Origin of the sequence: Lujinxingia vulgaris (genome assembly GCF_007997015.1) — a bacterium.
GTDB classification, from domain to species: domain Bacteria; phylum Myxococcota_A; class Bradymonadia; order Bradymonadales; family Bradymonadaceae; genus Lujinxingia; species Lujinxingia vulgaris.
Genome location: NZ_VOSM01000001.1, coordinates 521773 through 540774, shown reverse-complemented (window position 1 = coordinate 540774; position 19002 = coordinate 521773). Strand labels below are relative to the sequence as shown.

Here is a 19002-nt window from a genome sequence, read left to right as displayed (position 1 = left end):
CCTCGTCTCGGGAGTTCAGGCCCAGGGAAGCAGGCCGGCCATCAGCTCATAGAGTCCGGCCAGCGCGCCGGCCAGCGAGCGAATCGTCAAGCGCAGGGGAAGCGGCGCCCCGCCAACCTGCTCGCCAAGAAACCACAGCGCGTCCTCGCGCAAAGCGGCCGCGGCAGCTGTCGGAAACACAAGGCCAATCACCACAAGCCCCACCGCGCTGGCCGCTGACGTGCGCTTGAGCCAGGGCAGAAGCCAGCGCCGGGTCACGTCGGGGAAGTGCAATGTGTTGGAGAAGGCTACCCACAGAAAGGCCAGAAGAAAAGGCAGCACCCCGACCACCGCGCGCGTTGCACTCCCCAGTGGCGAGGCCGCCGCCGAGACCAGCGCAAACGATAGCATGGCGACAAGCACAAGCCCCACGCTGCTGACCAGCGTCAGACGCCAGTGCGCGTGGCTGGCAGCGCGATCCTGACTCTGACGAAGTTCATCGACGGTGGGCGTCTGCCGTGTGGCGAGTTGATGCTGCTGCCGCGCCACCGAATGAAGATCGAGGTCAAGATCGCTGACCGAAGCGCTACCCGACTGCGAGACGGTGCGCTGCGGAGGCGGCGCGCTGATGGGACCACTGGCCCGGCGCACACCCGTGGTGCGGCGCATGCCGGTAGTGCGACGCATATTTCCCGACGGCGTCCGTTGGGCGGCAGAGTTGCTTTTCGCCTCCGACTCGGAATCTTCCGGAAGAGGCACATAACCCTTACCGGAAAAAACGTCGGCGGAGCCGTCGGACTGCTCCGACTTCGCCTTCGGTGTCTGCGGGATGGTCGGGTTGGACGTGCGGCGGCGGGCGCGTCCCTGAAGGATCGCCTCCAGATCTTCACGGAACTCGCGCGCCGAGGCGTAACGCGCCTCGGGGTGGCGAGCCGTCGCGCGGTGAATGATCGCCTGAAGCGCCTCGGGGAGCTCTTCGATGCCGTCGAGGGGTAGCGGCTCCTCGGCCAGGTGAAAACGCGCCACCTTCGCCACACTCGTCTCGGCGATGCAGGCGCGGCCGGTGCACATCTCAAAGAAGATCAGCCCCAGGCTATAAAGATCGCTGGCTGCGCTGACTTTCTGCCCCAGGATCTGCTCGGGGCTCATGTAGCGCGGGGTGCCTATAAACTGGGTGGACTGTCGCCCGGAGCTCGTCTGAATCTTCTCCTCGGCGCGCTCCACCAGCTTGGCCACCCCGAAGTCCAGCACTTTGATCGTCCAGCCCCCCTGGGCGGTGCGGCCCACCATCAGGTTGGCCGGCTTTAAGTCGCGGTGAATCACGTGGTGGGCGTGCGCCTCTTCCAGGCTCGCCAGGATCTGCAGGCAGCACTCCATCGAGCGGCGCTTGCCCAGCGCTCCACGCGCCTCAATGACCTCATCGAGGGTGCGCCCGTCGACGTACTCCAGCACCATGTAGGGGATGGCGTCAGAAGTGGTCCCGAAGTCGAAGATCGCCACGGTGTGCGGATCTTTGAGGCGGCTGGCCACGCGCACCTCGTTGATGAAGCGCTCGGCCACCTCGGGATGGGCCGCCATGACCTCCGGACGCAGAAACTTCAGCGCAACATCGCGATCCATCACCTCGTGGCGCGCGTGCACTACCGTCGCGAAACTTCCCTCCCCCAGCGGCCGCACGATGCGGTATTTTCCTTCAAAGAGCACCCCGGCGCGAAGCTCGCAAAACGCCCGGGTCTCAGCTTCTGGGTGGGTCATGCAGACTCTCTGGCTCAATACAGCTTTTACCCCGCAGGAGGGCGGGCGCACGAATCTAACACCCGAGATCTCGGCGGTCCATCGCCGGCTGCGCTGAGCGACCTCGATGCCATGGAGACAACCCTGACATTCGAGCTCGTCGTTGCCCCTGAACGCAAAAAAAGCCGCCCCCCGCGAGTGTCTCACGGGGGGGCGGCTTTTCAAACGCTTCAGGCGTTGAGGGCGGCGTCGGCGCGCGATGTTTACGACGCGCTGCCGACGCGCAAAGGGCTTACATCATGCCCATGCCACCCATGCCGCCCATACCACCCATGCCGCCCATACCAGCAGCACCGGCGGCGTCATCGTCGCCCGCCTTGGGCTTCTCGGCGATCATCGCCTCGGTGGTCAGCATCAGACCGGCGATGCTGGCCGCGTTCTGCAGCGCGGTGCGGGTGACCTTGACCGGGTCGATGACGCCGGCCTTGACCAGGTCTTCGTACACGTCGGTGCGGGCGTTGTAGCCGTAGTTGCCATCCTTGCCGAGCACGTTCTGGATGACGATGGAGCCTTCCACACCGGCGTTGGCCGAGATCTGGCGGATGGGCTCCTGAGCGGCGCGGCGCACGATGTCGACACCGAAGGCCTGCTCGCGCTCCAGGGAGAGGTTGTCGAGCACCTTGGAGGCGCGCAGCACGGCCACACCACCACCGGGGACGATGCCTTCTTCGACGGCAGCGCGGGTGGCGTTGAGGGCGTCTTCAACGCGGGCCTTCTTCTCCTTCATCTCGATCTCGGTCTGGGCGCCGACCTTGATCACGGCCACACCACCGACGAGCTTGGCCAGACGCTCCTGGAGCTTCTCACGGTCGTAGTCGCTGGTGGTCGACTCGATCTGGGCCTTGATCTGGTTGACGCGACCGGTGATCGCATCTTTGGTCCCCTGACCACCGACGATGGTGGTGGAGTCCTTGGTGATGGTCACGGTGCCGGCGGTGCCCAGGTCCTGAAGGGTGGCGGCTTCAAGCTTCATGCCGCGCTCTTCGCTGATGACGTTGCCACCGGTGAGGATGGCGATGTCTTCGAGCATGGCCTTGCGGCGGTCGCCGAAGCCCGGCGCCTTGACGGCGGCCACGTTGAGCACGCCGCGCAGCTTGTTGACCACCAGGGTGGCCAGCGCTTCGCCGTCGATGTCTTCGGCGATGATCAGCAGCGGGCGGTTGCCCTGACCGTGGACCTGCTCCAGCAGGGGCAGAAGATCCTTCATGGAGCTGACCTTCTTGTCGAAGAGCAGGATGAAGGGGTTGTCGAAGGTTGCTTCCATACGCTCGGCGTCGGTCACGAAGTAGGGCGAGAGGTAGCCGCGGTCGAACTGCATCCCCTCGACGAACTCGAGTTCGTCTTCCAGGCCCTTGGCTTCTTCGACGGTGATCACGCCTTCTTTGCCGACCTTCTCCATGGCCTCAGCGATGAGGTTACCGATGGACTCGTCGTTGTTGGCGGAGATGGTACCGACCTGCGCGATCTGGCCGCGCTCGCTGGTCTCGGTGGCCATCTTGTGCAGCTCTTCGACCACGGCGGTCACGGCCTTGTCGATGCCGCGCTTGATCTCCATCGGGTTGTGCCCGGCGGTCACAAGCTTGGTGCCTTCACGCAGGATGGCCTGAGCCAGCACGGTCGCGGTGGTGGTACCGTCACCGGCGGTGTCGGAGGTCTTCGAGGCGACCTCTTTGACCATCTTGGCGCCCATGTCTTCGAACTTGTCCTCAAGCTCGATCTCCTTGGCGACGGTCACGCCGTCTTTGGTGATGAGCGGAGCGCCGAAGCTCTTCTCGATGACCACGTTGCGGCCCTTCGGCCCCAGGGTCACGCGCACGGCGTTGGCAAGGGTGTTAACGCCGTTGAGGATGCGCTGGCGAGCGCGGGTATCAAAAATGATCTCTTTGGCCATGGTCTGTCTCCTGAAATTTCGGTTGGGTTGCTCGCCCTGAGTCGGCGAGCCAGATTCATACGCAGGACATCCCTCGCGCTGATTGCAGCGCGAGCTCAGCAGCGAGCTTTAGTCGGTGATGACCGCCAGGATCTCTTCTTCGCGCAGGATCAGGTGCTCTTCGCCGTTGATCGTCACATCGGTGCCGGAGTACTTGCCGAAGAGGACCTTGTCGCCTTCTTTGACCTGCAGCGCGACGGGCTTACCGTCATCACCGGGCTTACCTTTGCCGGTGGCGCGCACGATACCTTCAAGCGGCTTCTCTTTGGCGGTGTCGGGGATGATGATGCCGGTCGAGGTCTTTTCTTCGCTGGGCACGCGCTGGATAAGGACGCGATCGTACAGGGGCTGAATCTTCATCGCTTCACCTCGTAGAATGGGTTAAGGAACACGTTGAGTGTTGGAAAACAGGGGCTGATTGGGCCCCTTAGCACTCTCAAGGGGGGAGTGCTAACGCGGCATACCGTATGCGCCGACCTAACCAAGTCAAGCAGAAAAGTTTGACAGGCTTCGCTCCCCCTTTAATTACGCCGACTTTGGCGCTATCGTCGCTCGCTGCAGTCCCCGAAACGCGCACCGCCATGGCGGGCGCCCGGGGCAACCGAGCATGGTAAACCACGACTCTTGCGAGTGCTCCGTGACCGACGTTTTTGATCCTTCCCAGCTTCACGCCCAGGCCCGCCGTGTGCGTCGCGCCGCCCGCGAGCTCGCGCGCCAGCCCGGCGCGCTGCGCGACGACGCGCTCCTGCACATGGCCCGGGCGCTGCGCGCCCACACCGACGCCATCCTCAGCGCCAACCAGGCCGACCTGGAGGCCGCCCGGGCCAGCGGCCTGGAGGATTCGTTTATCGATCGCCTGCGCCTGAGCCCCGAGCGCATCGAGCAGATGGCCTGCGCCCTCGACGAGGTCCGCGCCCTGCCCGACCCACTCGGCGGCTACGATGAGATGTGGATGCGCCCCAACGGCCTGCAGGTCGCTAAAAAGCGCATTCCTCTGGGCGTCATCGGCATCATCTACGAGGCCCGCCCCAACGTGACCAGCGATGCGGCCGCGCTCTGCTTAAAGAGCGGTAACGGCGTGATGCTCAAAGGGGGCAGCGACGCGTTTGCCTCCAACCTGGCGGTCGTCACCGCGCTGCGCGAGGGTCTCCAACAGAGCGATCTTCCGCCGGAGGCCTGCGAGGCCATCGGCTTTGTGGAGACGCGTCAGCGCGAGGCCACCGCCCACCTGCTCACCCTGAGCGACGCGATCGATGTGATCATCCCCCGCGGCGGCAAGGGGCTCATTCAATTTGTGCATCAGCACTCCCGCATCCCCGTCATCAAACACGATGAGGGCGTCTGCCACTTGGTCGTCGACGGCTCCGCCAGCCCGGAGACGGTGGAGCGGGTGGTGCTCAACGCCAAGGTGCAGCGCCCCGGGGTGTGCAACGCCGCCGAGACGCTGCTTTTTACCGAGAGCGCGCTTGAGGAGCATGTGCCCCGCTGCCTTAAGTCCTTGTCGGAGGCCGGCGTACGCCTGCACCTCTGCCCGGCCAGCGCCGCCATCGCACGCGCGGCCAACATCGACTTTTGCGAAGCCACCGACGACGCGTACGCCGCCGAGTTCTTAAGCCTGGAGCTGGCGGTGCGCGTAGTCGCCGACCTCGACGAGGCCATCGCGCACATCGATCGCTTTGGCTCTCGCCACTCCGAGGCCCTTCTCACCGAGAGTTATGCCCAGTCTCAGCGTTTCATCGACGCGGTGGACTCCTCGGTGGTACTCATAAACGCGTCGACACGCTTTAGCGACGGCGGCCAGCTTGGGCTGGGCGCCGAGATCGGCATCAGCACCACCCGCATGCACGCCTACGGCCCGATGGGCTTAAAGGAATTGACGACCACCAAATTCGTTGTGTTAGGTACGGGACAGATCCGGGAGTGACCCGCGATTTCGCCTCACCATCCACGAAGACGTCGAGGATGGATGAGGTCACCGGCGCCAGAGGCGCCGGGCAAACCTGACCAGGAGAGGAATGAAGACAGACAGCGCCGCTTCCACCCCGAACACCCCTCAGTCCGAAATCGATCAGGAGCTGATCGACGTGGCCCGCGGCATCGCCGCGGTCACCTGGGATCTTAAAGCGCTCAACACCACCGTCATCGATCTGCGCGGTCGGGTGAGCTACACCGACTTTATCATCGTGGCCACTGGCACCTCCGAGCGTCACGTGCAGGCACTGGCCAAACGCGTCGACTCCGAGATGCGCGACTCCGGCCGCAAGAGCATGGGCACCGAAGGCCTGGACACCGGCCGCTGGGCCCTGCTCGACTACGGCGACATCATCGTGCACATCTTCCACCAGGACGCCCGCAAGGATTACGACCTGGAGCGCATGTGGTCGGAGGCCCCTCGCCTGGAGCTCGAAGACGCCCCCGAAGAGCTCTACGGCCACTTCGACGGCGAAGCCTTCGGAGCCTGATACGACGGCCGCAAGCCAACGCGATGCGCGTTGCAGCACCCTGATTAAAAAACGCCCCGGCAGCCAGGCTGCCGGGGCGTTTTTTATCGTCACATCAACTTCACGTCTCGCTTCTTACTTATGGTAGGGCTCACCGCGAATGATCGTCATCGCCCGGTAGAGCTGCTCCCAGAGCATCATGCGCGCCATCTCGTGGGGGAAGGTCATCTTCGAGAGCGAGAGGCGCCGATCGCAGCTTTTGATAAGCTGCCGATCCAGCCCGTGCGCGCTGCCGATGTAGAAGACCACATGGCGCTGACCACCGACCATCCAGCCGTCCATCCACTCGGCCAGCTGAGCGCTGTCGATTTGCTTCCCTCCCTCGGTCATCGCGATGGTGAGCGCCGGCTCCGGCGAAGCTTTGCGCATCGCCTCGGCCTCCTCGGCCAGAGCCCCGGCCACATCGTTGCCACTGACGCGCACCTCGCGCACCTCCACATCTTCCACGGGCAGATGATGCGCCAGCCGCTCGCGATACTCCTTTGCGAGCTCGCCAAGGCGAGCGTCTCGCATCTTCCCCATCGCCACCACGCTGATCTTCATCGACTGCTCCACACGTTTAAGGCACGCAAACTTCGGCCGGCCGCCGCGATAATAGAAAAACCCAGGCGGCCCACACCCCGGAGACTACCGTGCCTCAACGCCTTGTCCACCTCCTTCAGCAGGCCGTTGATCGCCTGCTTCCTCCCGGCTGCGCGGCCTGCGACGATCCGGCACTCCCCGAGAGCGCCTTCTGCGCGATCTGCGAGGAGGACAGCTACCTCTTGCCATCCAGCGTTTGCCCGAGGTGCGCGCTTCCCCTTCCGCTGAGCCGCTCTCCTTACGCGTCGCACAACGCGGCCGGCGGCTGCCCCGGCTGCGCGCGACGCCCCTTTTCGCCCATAGGCCGCACCACCGCCATCTGGGAGTACGAGGGCGCGGTCTCCGAGGCGCTGCGACGCATCAAATACTCCGGCGATCTGGTCGCCGCACAGTCCCTCTTAAACGCCTCGGCCGCCCTCATCTCGCCGACGCTCCGGGCGCTCCCCCCGTCGCTCATCATTCCGGTGCCCGCGCGCCCCGAAAACCTGCGGGAGCGCGGATTTCATCTTCCCTCGCTGCTTGCCCGGCGCTGGGCAAAAGGCACCCACCACCGCCCGGCGCTCTTTACCCTTCGCAAAACTCGCCAGACCCGCGCCCAGGCAAGCCTGGGGCTCATCGAGCGCAGCACCAACCTGCGCGACGCCTTTAAGGCTCACAAAGCCCATCGTCCCGCGACAAGCGCGCTTATCGTCGACGACGTCCTCACCACCGGCGCCACCCTGGACGCCGCCGCCTGCGCGCTTCGGGAGGCCGGCGTTGAAAAAATTCACGCTCTGGTGCTGGCCCGAAGCCTCCCCCGTCAATAACTTTCGATCATCTTCTGCAAAGACGCGCGCCTGGCTGCACATACCCCCGCTAAGGCCCCCCGGACGCGCGCATCGCCCGCGCTCACCCCGCGTCTTCGCCGCGGCGCGTCATCTACGCCCGAGAAGGAAGTTCTGTAAACCTTTGAAAATCGAAGGAAATACGCTCACCCTGCTCTACGGTTTTTTTGCCGACGTTGCCTGCTGAGGCATCGCGTCCCCCTCGACCGCAAGGCCATCGCTCGGAGCACGCATGAAACCCGCCCTCTTGCTCAACGCCTCCTACGAGCCCCTCTCGATTGTCGACTGGCGAAAGGCCGTCACGCTCTTATGGCTGGGCAAAGCCGAAGTCCTCGTCTCCCAGGAGCGCCAGGTGCACTCCGCCCACACCTCGCTGGAGCTGCCCTCGGTGCTGCGCCTTTTGCGCCGGGTGCGCATCCCCCGGCGACGCGTGCAGTTCTCGCGCAACAACGTCTACCGCCGCGACGGCTACCGCTGTCAGTACTGTGGCGAGCGTTTTAACGGTGCCGACCTTACCTTCGACCACGTCATGCCCCGAAGTCGCGGTGGAGAAACCACCTGGACCAACATCGCCACGAGCTGCCAGCCCTGCAATCGTCGCAAAAACTCCCGCACCCCCTCCGAGGCGCGCATGCCGCTGATCACCCAGCCCTACGAGCCGCGCTGGTGGCCATTCAGCGCCGGGGCGGGTAACCTTGAGGAGCACCCCGAGGATTGGAAGCCCTACCTCTGGACCTGACCCCCTCGCCAGCACGCTGAGCCTTCATGCCTACGATTGCTATCCTCGCTGATGTTCACGCCAACCTCTTCGCCCTCGACGCGGTCATCGCCGACATCGCCGCCCATCAGGTCGATGAGGTCATCGTCGCCGGAGATCTGGTCGGACGCGGCCCCCAGGGCAGCGCCGTGGTCGCGCGCATCGCCGAGCTGGGCTGGCGCAGCGTGCGCGGAAACCACGAGGATTACCTCCTCTCCTTCTGCCGCGGCGACATCCCCGACCCCTGGCGCACCCTCGATGAATGGGCCGGATCGCGCTGGATGGCCCGCGAACTCAGCGCAGAGGCCGTCGCCTTCATCGACGCCCTGCCCTTCTCCCTTCATGCCTCCACCGATCCCACTCTCGAAGTCTTCCACGGCTCGCCACGCTCCCACAGCGAGGGCATCGGCGCCTGGACCCCCGAAGATCGTCTGCGCGAGCATTTCGACGCGATCGAGGGCTCCACGCTCATCTGCGCCCACACCCACCGCCCGCTCGTCCACCGCTTTGAAGACGGCCTGATCGTCAACGTCGGCTCCGTGGGACTTCCTTTCAACGGCGACTGGCGTGCCCAATACGCCATCCTCAACGGGAGCGGCCCCTCCCGCGAGGTCACCCTCCGCCAGGTCGAGTACGACCGCGAGGGCTTTCTGGAGCACTACCAGAGCTCGGGATTTCTCGACGAAGGCGACATCACCGCTCATCTTCTCTACCGCGAGGTGGAGGCCGCCCGCCCCTTCCTGGTGCCCTTCTTAAAATGGGCGGAACTCACCGAGCGCGAGCCTGCCCTCGACGCTCTCGATGACTTCGACGCCGTCTATGAACCGGGCATCTCCATGGTCGATTTTCTCAACATGATTGAGCCCTCCGGGCGTTTTTAACCGTCCTGCGTTCCGAGCATAAACGAGCATATAAAAGCCCCGGCGCCTTCGCACCGGGGCTTTTTGATCCTCAGAAGATCAAAAATCTATCCTCAGGACTGCTTCATGGGCTTCTTGGCGTGAAAGAGCTCGCTGACCGAGCGCCCGTCGTGAATACGGCTGATGGCCTCGGCGAACTCTTTGGCCACCGAGATCACCTCCACCTTCTCCGACTGCTGGTTGTCGCGCAGGGGCACGGTGTCGGTCACAAACACCTTGTCGATGAACGCGCCATCGATGCGCTCGGCGGCGTTGGAGCTGAAGATCGGGTGGGTGGCCGTGGCCAGCACCTTGTCGGCGCCCTTCTCTTTGAGGAAGGTCGCCGCCTCGATGAGCGTGCCGCCGCTGGCGATCTCGTCGTCGACGATCACGGCGACCTTGCCCTTCACATCACCGATCAGGCTGACGGCGCGCGGGCGCTCATCGTCGCCGTCGCGGCGCTTGTCGATGATCGCCATCGGCAGGTCGAGGCGGTTGGCGTAGCGGCCCAGATCTTTGGCCTCGCCAGCGTCGGCAGCGACCAGCACCCAGTTCTCGCGGCCCTCCTCCTGACGCAGACGATCGCAGATGGGACCGGCGCCCAGCAGCTGGTCGACGGGCATGCGGAAAAATCCCTGCGCCTGAGCCGAGTGCAGATCCATGGTGAGCACCCGGTCGGCCCCGGCGGTCTTGAGCAGGTCGGCCACAAGACGCGCGGTAATCGAGATACGCGGACGATCTTTTTTATCGCTGCGGATGTAAGGGATGTAGGGCATCACTGCGGTGATGCGCGAGGCCGACGCCGAGCGCAGCGCGTCGATCATGATCAGCAGCTCAAAAAGATTCTCGTGCACCGGCGAGGCCGAGGTCTGCACGACGAAGACGTCGCACTCGCGCACGTTCTCCTCGATCTGCACCATCATGTTCTCATTGCTGAACCGAACCGTGGTGCTCTTTCCGACGTCGATGCCGAGATATCCGCAGATCGACTGGCAGAACTCCGGATGGCTGCCGCCGGAAAAGACTTTGAGCTGCTTGTTCACGAGGGACTCCGTAGCGGGGTGGTGGGGGGGCGTGCGACGCCTCCCCCTTACAAAACTCAGCGCGTAGGATCAACCTCGCCAGAACTCTCAGCCCAGCTCGGCGCACATCACCCAGGCGTCTTCGCCGTCTTCGTAATAGCGCTTGCGCCGGCCCATCCGCTCAAAGCCCAGGCGTTTGTAGAGGGCGATGGCCGCCTTATTGCTCACGCGCACCTCCAGGAGCACCGAGACGACCTCGTGGGCATGCCCCAGGGCGATGAGCATCTCCAGCATCCCCCGGGCAATCCCGCGGCGCTGAGCGTCCGGGTGCACCGCCACATCCAGGATGTGCAGCTCGTCGAGCACCCGCCAGTAGGCCAGAAAGCCCACCACGCGCTCCCCCTCGGTGGCCACCCAGATGCGCGACCACTCCAGGGTGAACTCCCGCTCGAAGCTCTCTCGCTGCCAGGGGTGGGCGTGCGCGGCGCGCTCCACCTCCATGATCGCGTCGAGGTCCTCCGGCGTCGCCCGCCGCACGCTCAGCCCCTCCCCCACACCTTCGCCGCCGGGCTCGCCCCAGCCCTCGGCGCTCATACGCCGGTGACCTGGCGGATGCGATCCCACAACGCCTCCCCTCCCTCACCCTTGGTGCTGGAGTAGAGGAGAAGTTCTCCGGGCGGGCAGTTCAGATCTTTTGCGATCTCGCGGCGGCGCTGCTGCGCGGCGTTGCGCCCGTATTTATCGGCCTTGGTGAACACCAGGATGGGCTGGATGCCGAAGAGCGGCGCCGACTCGATGAGCATCATGTCGTCGTCGCGCACCCCGCGGCGAAGATCCATCACGCAGACCATCGCACGCAACGTGGGCCGCCCCGCCAGATAGCCCTCGATCATCGGTCCCCAGGCCGCTTTCACCGAGAGGGGAACCTTCGCAAAGCCGTAGCCCGGAAGATCCACAAAGACCATCGCGTCGTTGATGTTGAAGAAGTTGATCGTCTGGGTATGCCCCGGCGTCTTACTGGTCTTGACCAGTTTGGTGCGCCCCACCAGCGAGTTGATCAGGCTGGATTTTCCGACGTTGCTCGCGCCGCCAAAGGCGATCTCCGGGAGCTCGGTGGGCGGGTAGTGCGAGGGCTTTGTGCCGCTCGTCATAAACTCCGCCTTGTTGACCTTGTAGATCGCGCTCATGTGATGCTCCTCGGCGCCCGTCTCATTCTCATCGTTCGCGACAGCGCGCTCAGAGGGAGGTTCGGGCAACGTTCTTGCCAGATGATTTCGATAACTCAGAAAAGACGCGCGCCGACACCCGGCGCCGCCCCGTGGCTCCATACCCACAGAAGGGCCAGGCTGACAAACGCAAGCGCCACCACCGGGGTAATTCGTCGCGCCAGCGCTCCGAGCGTGCCCTGCTCGTACATCGCCTGCTGCAAGCCCAGCACGACAAGCGGCACGCCAAAGCCCACCCACTCCGCGCGTGTAAACACCCCGAACGCCCCGCTCGACTCCCAGGTCACCAGAAGCCCCCAGGCCCAGCCCAGCATCATCAGCGCCACCGCGCGCCCCACAAGCCCGCGACTCAGCGCCTCCGCCTGCTCGCCAGGCGCCTGCACCTCGGAACCACGATCATCGCCGCCGCGCCCACCTCGCCAGGAGACCCAGGCGCAGAGCAGCGCGGCGATGAGCAACGCCACAACCTCCGCCCCCATCCGCGCCAGATGCACCGCCGGGGAGCTTGCCAGCTCCACCAGAAACTCCCCCTGCTCGGAGAGCCCCGGGGGAAGCTGGCGGCCGGAGAGCCACTCGGCCGCCCGGGCTTTGAGCCCCGCGTCGACCAGCCGTTCGGCGGGCGGCGCCGGTGTGCCGAGCACCATGCCCACGGCCACCGCGAAGAGCATCGCCGCGCCGGCCCACAACTTCCCGGCCAGCGCACGCAGGCGATGTTTTGCGTCGATGAGCCCGGAGCTCGCCAGCGCGGCGATGCCCGCGACAACCACCGCCGTGGCCACAAGCCCCGCGGCGCTCTCAGCGCCCATGACCACGGGCACCTTCAAATCAGCGGCCTGGCGCACCGAGGGAAGCCCCCACAAAAGCGGCTCCTCGCCGGCGGCCAGCGGCCAGGCAAAGCTCACCGCGCTCTCGCGGGCGCGCTCGGCCCACACACCCAGAACGCCCAGCCCCAGCGCCGCGCTCAACGCGCCGACGGCCTGGGGCGCGCGGCCTGCGGCCGCTGCCGCCACAAAAAGCATGGCGAGCGAAGCGAGCCAGGCGGCACCCTGCACCGTCCACATCGCGCCCAGGGTGGAGAGCGGCCCGGGCGCGCCCGCACCAAGGGTGAGCAACGATCCCAGGATCACCGCCACGGCCAGCAAACTCGCGCCCAACTGCACATCACGGGTCGCAATGGCGCCCGAGAGGGGGCCCAGGCCCACAAGGCCAGCGAAGCTCCCGAGCGCCGCCAGCATCACCAGCATACCCGGGGCAGCGCCAAACCACAGCGAGGCCACAAGCCCCGCGCCCCCCACCACCGCACCGACCACGCTCAGACGCAACGCGCCGCGCCGCCACTCTTGCTTCGGCTCCTGGCTCATTGCTCGTCCTCCACATCATCGCTGCTACCGGCATCATCTGCTGCGCCACCTTCCGCGCTCTCATCAGCGCTTCGCCCCATCCCGAGCCCGCCGAAACAGAGCAGCAAGAAGCCCGCCACGCACAGCCCGGCGCCGATCCCCAGCACCCCGAACGGTCGCACCGGGGAGACCTGCATCACCGCCGCCGGCACCTCCTGCAACTCCTCAAGCCACAGGCCGTCGGCAAAGTCGGGGCGAGCCTCACTTTCGGGCTCTTCAAACACCCAGAAACGCCGCCCCTCGCCATCTTCGAGTTGCACCGCGGGCCCCATGGCGTCGAGGTAGTTTGAGGTCGTCGCCACGACCGTATAACTCGGTCCGTTGATCGAAACGCTCAGGCTATCGCCCACCACACCCGCAGCCGGGATGGTGTTCTCCGCCTCACTGCGCACCACCGCCCGGTACACCGCTGTGTCGGTCACAAGCCCCACAAACGCAAAACGAAGCCCGCTCACATCCAGGCTCTCACCAACCCCGAGCGTCTGCGGCGGTACCCCGTCGGGGCCCAGACGCGAAAAGACCACATCGACGCGCGGCTCGTCTCCCAGCACCACGGACTCGAGCGTCATGCGCAGCGGCAGCATCACGTCCACCTGGCGGCTTCCCTGCTTGACCTCATAGGCCTGGCGGGTCTCATGCATCGGCAGCACCAGCTCACCGACCGGCAAGGTCCCATGCCCGGTCAACCAGCCGCCGGCCAGCACCGCGCCGCCCAGCACCATCGCCGCAAGGCCCGGAGCTCCGAGCTCCGAGCGACCTTTGAGCGTCGTCCAGCGCATCGCCATCGACGCCACCGCCAGGCTCAACAAAAGCGCCGTAGCGCTGGCCACCTGGGGCATCGGTCCGGCCTCAATCCACCCCGGCGCCCCGGCCGCCGCATAGAGCGCCATCAGCCCGGCCAACACCAGCGATGCGGCCGCCACAGCCGGGTTCGCCAGCGTCATCAACCAGCGCTGCGACCTCCTGCGCCGCCCCTGAAAGCGGGCACTTATCCTGCCTGCACGCCTTTGCATGCTTTCCTTGTCGATGGTATCAACCGCCCTATCTCTAAGGCGCTCAACCTGCTTTACAATCGCCGCCATATGCCGGCGCTTCAGTCCCGGCGAGTCCTAGTACGAGGGGCCAAAAGGTGTCAACGAACTCACCCGGCGTGATCATCGGCCTGACCGGTGGCATCGCCAGCGGAAAATCCACCGTCAGCCGTCACTTTGAATCGCTGGGCGTCACCGTCATCGACGCCGACCGCATCGCTCGAAAAGTCGTCGAGCCCGGCCAACCCGCGCTCGAAGACATCGTGGAGACCTTCGGCCCTGACATCCTCAACGAAGACGGCACGCTCAACCGTACCGCATTGGGCGCCCGAGTATTCCAGGATCCCGACCTGCGCGCTCGCCTGGGCGCCATCACCCACCCGCGCATCGCGCAGGAGATGGCCCGCCAGAGCGCCGCGGCCTTTGAGCGCGGCGAGCCCTGGGTGATTTACGACGCAGCGCTAATCGTGGAAAACGGGCTCTTTAAGGCCTTTGACAGCCTCATCGTGGTGGCCTGCTCGCCAGAGACCCAACTTCAACGCCTGATGGCCCGCGATGGCTTAAGCGTTGACGACGCCCGCGCGCGCATCGACTCCCAGATGCCTCTGGGTGAGAAGCTCAAGGTCGCCGACTTTGTGATCGACAACGATCAGAGCCTCGACCACACTCGACGCCAGGTAGACGAACTTTTTAACTCCATCGACGCGCGCATCCGCCAGACAGGCAGCGCGCGCCCGACCGACGACTGAGCACGGACTTACCGCGATGACCGAGCCCTCCCGAAAGCGCGATATCCTCATCACCGGCTTCCCCAGCTTTGTGGCCCGAAAGCTCGTCGAGACGATCCTCAACGACGAGCCCGACGCCACCATCCGCCTGCTGGTGCGCCCCGACGCCCTCGATGAGGCCGACCGCCAGCTCCAAAAACTCGACGCCTCCCGCCAGCGCATTCACCTGCTCAGCGGCGATGTCGTGGCTCTCGACCTGGGGCTCTCCGGCCGCGAGTACCTGGAGCTCATCGCCAACGTCACCGACATCTACCACATCGCCAGCATCTGGTTCTTAGGCGTGGAGCGCTCCGAGGCCTTTGAGGTCAACGTGCGCGGGGCCCGCAACATCCTGGATACCGCCTACGAGATGCAGCACCTCGAGCGCCTCAACCACCTCTCCACGGCCTTCGTCAGCGGCGACCGCGCCGGCGTCATCATGGAAGAGGAGCTCGACGAGGGGCAGGGCTTTCGCAACGCCTACGAAGAGAGCAAGTTCAAGGCCGAGCAGGCCATGCGCCAGGCGATGGAACATCTGCCCATCTCGATCTTCCGCCCCAGCATCATCGTCGGCGACTCCCGCACCGGTGAGATCGACCGCATGGCCGGGCCCTATTACCTGATCAACGCCCTGGTCAACATGCCCTCGATCGTGCCCATCCCCATGCCCGGCCGCGGCGACAAACCCCTGAACCTCGTGCCCATCGACTTTGTCTGCCGCGCGATGCACCGCATCAGCCGCCGCGACGACGCCGCCGGACGCACCTTCCACCTCTGCGACCCCAACCCCCTCTCCGCGCGCCGCGTCTTCCAACTGGTCGCCGACCGCGCCGGCCGCAGCGCCCCCGTCGGCATGCTCCCTTACCGCCTGACCAGCCTTCTGATGAAGTTCCCCTACCTGGAGCGTTTTACGCGCAACCCCCGCCAGTTTATGGACGACTTCAACCACCTGACCATCTACAACTCCATCAACACCCTCGATGCGCTCGAAGGCCAGGACCTCTGCCCGCCGCTGCCCACCTACCTCGACGCGCTCATCGCCTATGTGCGCGCCGCCGACCTCGATCTGGAGATGCCGCTGGGGGTGGAGATCATGGGGTGACGTGTCTGCGAATAAAGTTTCGCTTGCCTTTGTTACCAACTTGGTAATAATTATGACCTACTAACTATTTTATTGAGGTCAACTATGCGTATTGTGAAGAAAAAGACGATCACCGACCAGTATGCAAGATTTCCTAACGTTAAACAGAGTTTAGAGGAGTGGCTCGCTGACACTGAACGAGCAGTTTGGACGTCTCCGCAGGACGTCAAAAATCGGTACCCTAACGCAAGTATTCTCGCGGGCAACCGAGTTGTTTTTAACATCAAGGGCAACACCTACCGCCTCATCGTATCCATCGCTTATCGGTCACAAGTCGTCTACATAAAGTTTTTCGGTACCCACGCCGAATACGACAAAATAGACGCTCTTAGTGTCAACGACTTCTAACGGGTCTTTTTTCGAAGTTCACCCCGTCAGTATGACAGGAGCCCTCAATGAACATCCAACCCGTCCGGACCCCCCAAGACTACGAGAACGCGTTGCGTCGCATCTCCGACTTGATGGACGCAGATCCAACCGAGGGGACCGATGAGTTCGATCTTCTCGACATTCTGGTCACGCTGGTCGAGGCCTATGAACGAAAGCATTACCCGATCGCGCAGGCGCCGCCCGCCGACGTGATCCAGTTTCATATGGAGCGCCTCGGCCTGACGCAGGCTGAGCTTGCGCGTCAGGCTAAACTCCAGCCTACCCACCTCTCTGCTGTTCTTAAGGGTCATCGTCAGCTCTCGCTCAACCAGATCAGAAAGCTCAGCGCATTTTTCGAAATCCCGGCGGGCTCCCTGATCGACAACCCCTTCCGCGATGACTCGGAACATCGCCCCTCGGCGGGTTGATCCCCCCACCCTTCTTTCTTTGATTCGACGCCTGGCTCCGTTACCATGAGCGATGTTCGCCGCCCTGGCGAGCAGCCGACCCGGCCCCTTGCCCCCCCGCGAATGAATGCCTCCCGCGGTCGGTTCTTTTTATTGAGCGCTTATGCTCCGGCCCTTAGCCCGGGAGTCGTCGAGTCGATGCAACTGCAAAACCGCCTGAACTCCATCATCAAGAAAGTCCGCTCCTACCACCCCGATCCGGACATCGCACAGCTGCGCGAGGCCTATGAGTTTGCCGCGGCCATGCACGAAGGCCAGATGCGCAAGAGCGGTGAGCCCTACATGAGCCACCCGCTGGAGGTGATGGACATCATCGCCGACCTGCGCCTGGACGTGGCCAGCCTGGTCGCCGGCCTGCTCCACGACACCGTCGAAGATACCGACACCACCGTCGAAGAGCTCAGCGGTCGCTTTGGCGAAGACGTCGCATTCCTGGTCGACGGGGTCACCAAGCTCTCCAAGTTTCAGTTCAACACCCGCGAAGAAGCTCAGGCCGAGAACATCCGCAAGATGATCATCGCCATGAGTCGCGACCTGCGCGTGATCCTGGTCAAGCTCGCCGACCGCCTCCACAACATGCGCACGCTCAAGTACATGAACCCCTCGTCCCAGGAGCGCATCTCCCGCGAGACGATGGACATCTACGCCCCGCTTGCGCATCGCTTAGGCTTGAACTGGGTCAAGACCGAGCTCGAAGACCTCTCCTTTCGCTACCTGCACACCGAGGCTTATTACGACATCGCCGAGAAGGTGGCGTCGAAGAAGCGCCAGCGCGAGAACTTCATCCGCGAGGTCATCACGATCCTCCAGGAGCTCCTTGCCGAGAACGACATCAGCGGTGAGGTCTACGGTCGGCCCAAGAACTTCTGGAGCATCTACCGCAAGATGCGCCACAACCAGATCGAGTTTGAGCAGGTCTTCGATGTGCTGGCGTTTCGCATCCTCGTCGATGAGCGGGTGCAGTGCTACGAGTCGCTGGGCCTTGTCCACAACCTCTGGAAGCCCATCCCCGGGCGCTTCAAAGATTATATCGCGATTGCCAAGCCCAACGGCTACCAGTCGCTGCACACCTCGGTGATCGGCCCCTATCAGGAGCGCATCGAGATCCAGATCCGCACCCACGACATGCATAAGGTCGCCGAGGAGGGGATCGCGGCGCACTGGCTCTACAAAGAGGGCAAAGCCGTCCCGGACCGCGACGACCAGAAGTTCGCCTGGCTCCACCGCCTGATGGAGGAGCACCAGGATCACGAAGATCCGATGGAGTTTCTGGAGTCGGTCAAGATCGACCTCTTCCACGACGAGGTCTACGTCTTCACCCCCGACGGCGACGTGTTGAGCTTCCCGGCCGGCGCGACCTGCGTGGATTTCGCCTTCGCGATCCACTCCGAGGTCGGCGCGCATTGCTCCGGGGCCAAGGTCAACGGGATGATGGTCCCCCTGAAGACCGAGCTGCATAACGGCGACATCGTCGAGATCCTCACGCATAAGAATCAGCGCCCCAACAAGGACTGGCTCAACTTCGTGACCACCAGCCGCGCGCGCACCAAGATCCGCAACGCTGTGCGCCGCGAGCAGCGCGAACGCAGCCAGGAGCTGGGACGCGAGCTTCTGGACAAAGAGCTCAAGCGCTACCACACCAACATCCGCGCCTGGGAGCGCGCCGGGAACCTGGCCAAAGCCGCTGAACTCAGCCGCTTCAACAACATCGACGACATGCTCGCCGACATCGGCTACGGCAAGACCCAGCCCGACACCATCGTCGAGAAGATCTACCCCACCGAGAACAAGAAGGCGCGCGCGGCCGACACCGAATCCAAGATCGGCCAGCTCTGGGACAAGCTCGTCCACCGCGGCAAAACCGGCGTGGTCCTCGACGGCATCGAAGATGTGATGGTGCAGTACGCCAAATGCTGCAACCCGCTGCCGGGCGATGAGATCGTGGGTTTTGTCACCCGCGGACGCGGCCTCTCGGTGCACACCCGCGACTGCACCCGCGTCTCGCATCTGGAGCGCGAGCGGCAGATCTCGGTGCGCTGGGCCAACGATACGAGCGTGCCCGATAACGCGCGCCGGCCGGTCAGCGTGCGGGTCTACTGCACCGACAAGCCCGGGCTTCTGGCCAACATCAGCCAGGCCTTCTCGGCCACCGGCGTCAACATCAGCCAGGCCCAGTGCGTGACTACCGAAGATCACCGCGCGGTGAACACCTTTGAGGTGCTCGTTCAGAACACCGATCAGCTCAAACGCGCCATGCGTAACATTGAGAAAATCAAAGGCGTGTACAAAGTCGAGCGCACCATGAATTGAGCC

At 64.3% G+C, this 19002-nt stretch carries 19 protein-coding genes; 10 read left to right on the top strand and 9 right to left on the bottom strand.

Annotated elements, in window-relative coordinates; translation table 11 throughout:
* Positions 1–15: 15 nt before the first annotated feature.
* The 3 genes from FRC98_RS02170 to FRC98_RS02160 all read right to left on the bottom strand — a co-directional run bounded on the left by FRC98_RS02170 (position 16) and on the right by FRC98_RS02160 (position 4063).
* Positions 16–1734 carry a serine/threonine protein kinase gene (locus FRC98_RS02170; RefSeq protein ID WP_146979659.1) on the bottom strand — a complete coding sequence of 573 codons (1719 nt, stop codon included), beginning with the start codon at positions 1732–1734 and terminating at the stop codon, positions 16–18.
* 271 nt (positions 1735–2005) lie between these two features.
* Positions 2006–3664, bottom strand: coding sequence for a chaperonin GroEL (gene groL / locus FRC98_RS02165; protein WP_146979658.1), 1659 nt, complete (start codon positions 3662–3664; stop codon positions 2006–2008).
* A 108-nt stretch (positions 3665–3772) separates the two neighbouring features.
* A complete protein-coding gene (locus tag FRC98_RS02160) occupies positions 3773–4063 on the bottom strand; it encodes a co-chaperone GroES (protein ID WP_115603148.1) in 291 nt (96 codons plus the stop codon).
* A gap of 247 nt (positions 4064–4310) precedes the next feature.
* Here FRC98_RS02160 and FRC98_RS02155 point away from each other — a divergent pair, with 247 nt between their 5' ends.
* Complete coding sequence (locus FRC98_RS02155) at positions 4311–5627, top strand: glutamate-5-semialdehyde dehydrogenase (RefSeq protein ID WP_146979657.1); 1317 nt, start codon at positions 4311–4313, stop codon at positions 5625–5627.
* 91 nt (positions 5628–5718) lie between these two features.
* Positions 5719–6165: a ribosome silencing factor gene (rsfS, locus tag FRC98_RS02150; RefSeq protein WP_146979656.1), complete on the top strand. Its 447-nt coding sequence runs from the start codon at positions 5719–5721 to the stop codon at positions 6163–6165.
* A gap of 114 nt (positions 6166–6279) precedes the next feature.
* On the opposite strand, the gene FRC98_RS02145 is transcribed toward rsfS, so the two are convergent.
* Positions 6280–6747, bottom strand: coding sequence for a 23S rRNA (pseudouridine(1915)-N(3))-methyltransferase RlmH (locus FRC98_RS02145; protein WP_146979655.1), 468 nt, complete (start codon positions 6745–6747; stop codon positions 6280–6282).
* Positions 6748–6836: 89 nt separating this feature from the next.
* On the opposite strand from FRC98_RS02145, the gene FRC98_RS02140 reads away from it, so the two are divergent.
* The 3 genes from FRC98_RS02140 to FRC98_RS02130 all read left to right on the top strand — a co-directional run bounded on the left by FRC98_RS02140 (position 6837) and on the right by FRC98_RS02130 (position 9248).
* Complete coding sequence (locus FRC98_RS02140; protein ID WP_146979654.1) at positions 6837–7592, top strand: ComFC family protein; 756 nt, start codon at positions 6837–6839, stop codon at positions 7590–7592.
* A gap of 250 nt (positions 7593–7842) precedes the next feature.
* Positions 7843–8349: an HNH endonuclease gene (locus tag FRC98_RS02135; protein WP_146979653.1), complete on the top strand. Its 507-nt coding sequence runs from the start codon at positions 7843–7845 to the stop codon at positions 8347–8349.
* 26 nt (positions 8350–8375) lie between these two features.
* Positions 8376–9248 (top strand): metallophosphoesterase family protein, encoded by an 873-nt coding sequence (locus tag FRC98_RS02130; protein ID WP_146979652.1) that lies wholly within the window; start codon positions 8376–8378, stop codon positions 9246–9248.
* A gap of 92 nt (positions 9249–9340) precedes the next feature.
* Here FRC98_RS02130 and FRC98_RS02125 read toward each other — a convergent pair whose 3' ends face one another.
* The 5 genes from FRC98_RS02125 to FRC98_RS02105 all read right to left on the bottom strand — a co-directional run bounded on the left by FRC98_RS02125 (position 9341) and on the right by FRC98_RS02105 (position 13858).
* A complete protein-coding gene (locus tag FRC98_RS02125; RefSeq protein WP_146979651.1) occupies positions 9341–10309 on the bottom strand; it encodes a ribose-phosphate diphosphokinase in 969 nt (322 codons plus the stop codon).
* Positions 10310–10396: 87 nt separating this feature from the next.
* Positions 10397–10882, bottom strand: coding sequence for a ribosomal protein S18-alanine N-acetyltransferase (gene rimI / locus FRC98_RS02120; RefSeq protein ID WP_146979650.1), 486 nt, complete (start codon positions 10880–10882; stop codon positions 10397–10399).
* Complete coding sequence (gene yihA / locus FRC98_RS02115; RefSeq protein ID WP_146979649.1) at positions 10879–11475, bottom strand: ribosome biogenesis GTP-binding protein YihA/YsxC; 597 nt, start codon at positions 11473–11475, stop codon at positions 10879–10881. Before yihA ends, rimI begins: the two co-directional genes overlap by 4 nt.
* A 95-nt stretch (positions 11476–11570) precedes the next feature.
* Complete coding sequence (locus tag FRC98_RS02110; RefSeq protein ID WP_146979648.1) at positions 11571–12875, bottom strand: hypothetical protein; 1305 nt, start codon at positions 12873–12875, stop codon at positions 11571–11573.
* A complete protein-coding gene (locus tag FRC98_RS02105) occupies positions 12872–13858 on the bottom strand; it encodes a hypothetical protein (RefSeq protein WP_146979647.1) in 987 nt (328 codons plus the stop codon). Before FRC98_RS02105 ends, FRC98_RS02110 begins: the two co-directional genes overlap by 4 nt.
* Before the next feature lie 185 nt (positions 13859–14043).
* Between FRC98_RS02105 and coaE the strand changes: the two genes are divergently transcribed.
* The 5 genes from coaE to FRC98_RS02080 all read left to right on the top strand — a co-directional run bounded on the left by coaE (position 14044) and on the right by FRC98_RS02080 (position 18999).
* Positions 14044–14694 carry a dephospho-CoA kinase gene (coaE, locus tag FRC98_RS02100; RefSeq protein ID WP_230467182.1) on the top strand — a complete coding sequence of 217 codons (651 nt, stop codon included), beginning with the start codon at positions 14044–14046 and terminating at the stop codon, positions 14692–14694.
* A 16-nt stretch (positions 14695–14710) separates the two neighbouring features.
* Entirely contained in the window at positions 14711–15814 is a 1104-nt protein-coding gene (locus tag FRC98_RS02095; protein ID WP_146979646.1) for an SDR family oxidoreductase, read from the top strand.
* Between the two features lie 84 nt (positions 15815–15898).
* Positions 15899–16201 carry a type II toxin-antitoxin system HigB family toxin gene (locus FRC98_RS02090; RefSeq protein WP_146979645.1) on the top strand — a complete coding sequence of 101 codons (303 nt, stop codon included), beginning with the start codon at positions 15899–15901 and terminating at the stop codon, positions 16199–16201.
* Positions 16202–16248: 47 nt separating this feature from the next.
* A complete protein-coding gene (locus tag FRC98_RS02085) occupies positions 16249–16650 on the top strand; it encodes a helix-turn-helix domain-containing protein (protein WP_146979644.1) in 402 nt (133 codons plus the stop codon).
* Between the two features lie 177 nt (positions 16651–16827).
* The gene (locus FRC98_RS02080) at positions 16828–18999 is read left to right on the top strand and encodes a RelA/SpoT family protein (protein ID WP_146979643.1); all 2172 of its coding nucleotides are present in this window, start codon (positions 16828–16830) and stop codon (positions 18997–18999) included.
* Positions 19000–19002: the final 3 nt, after the last annotated feature.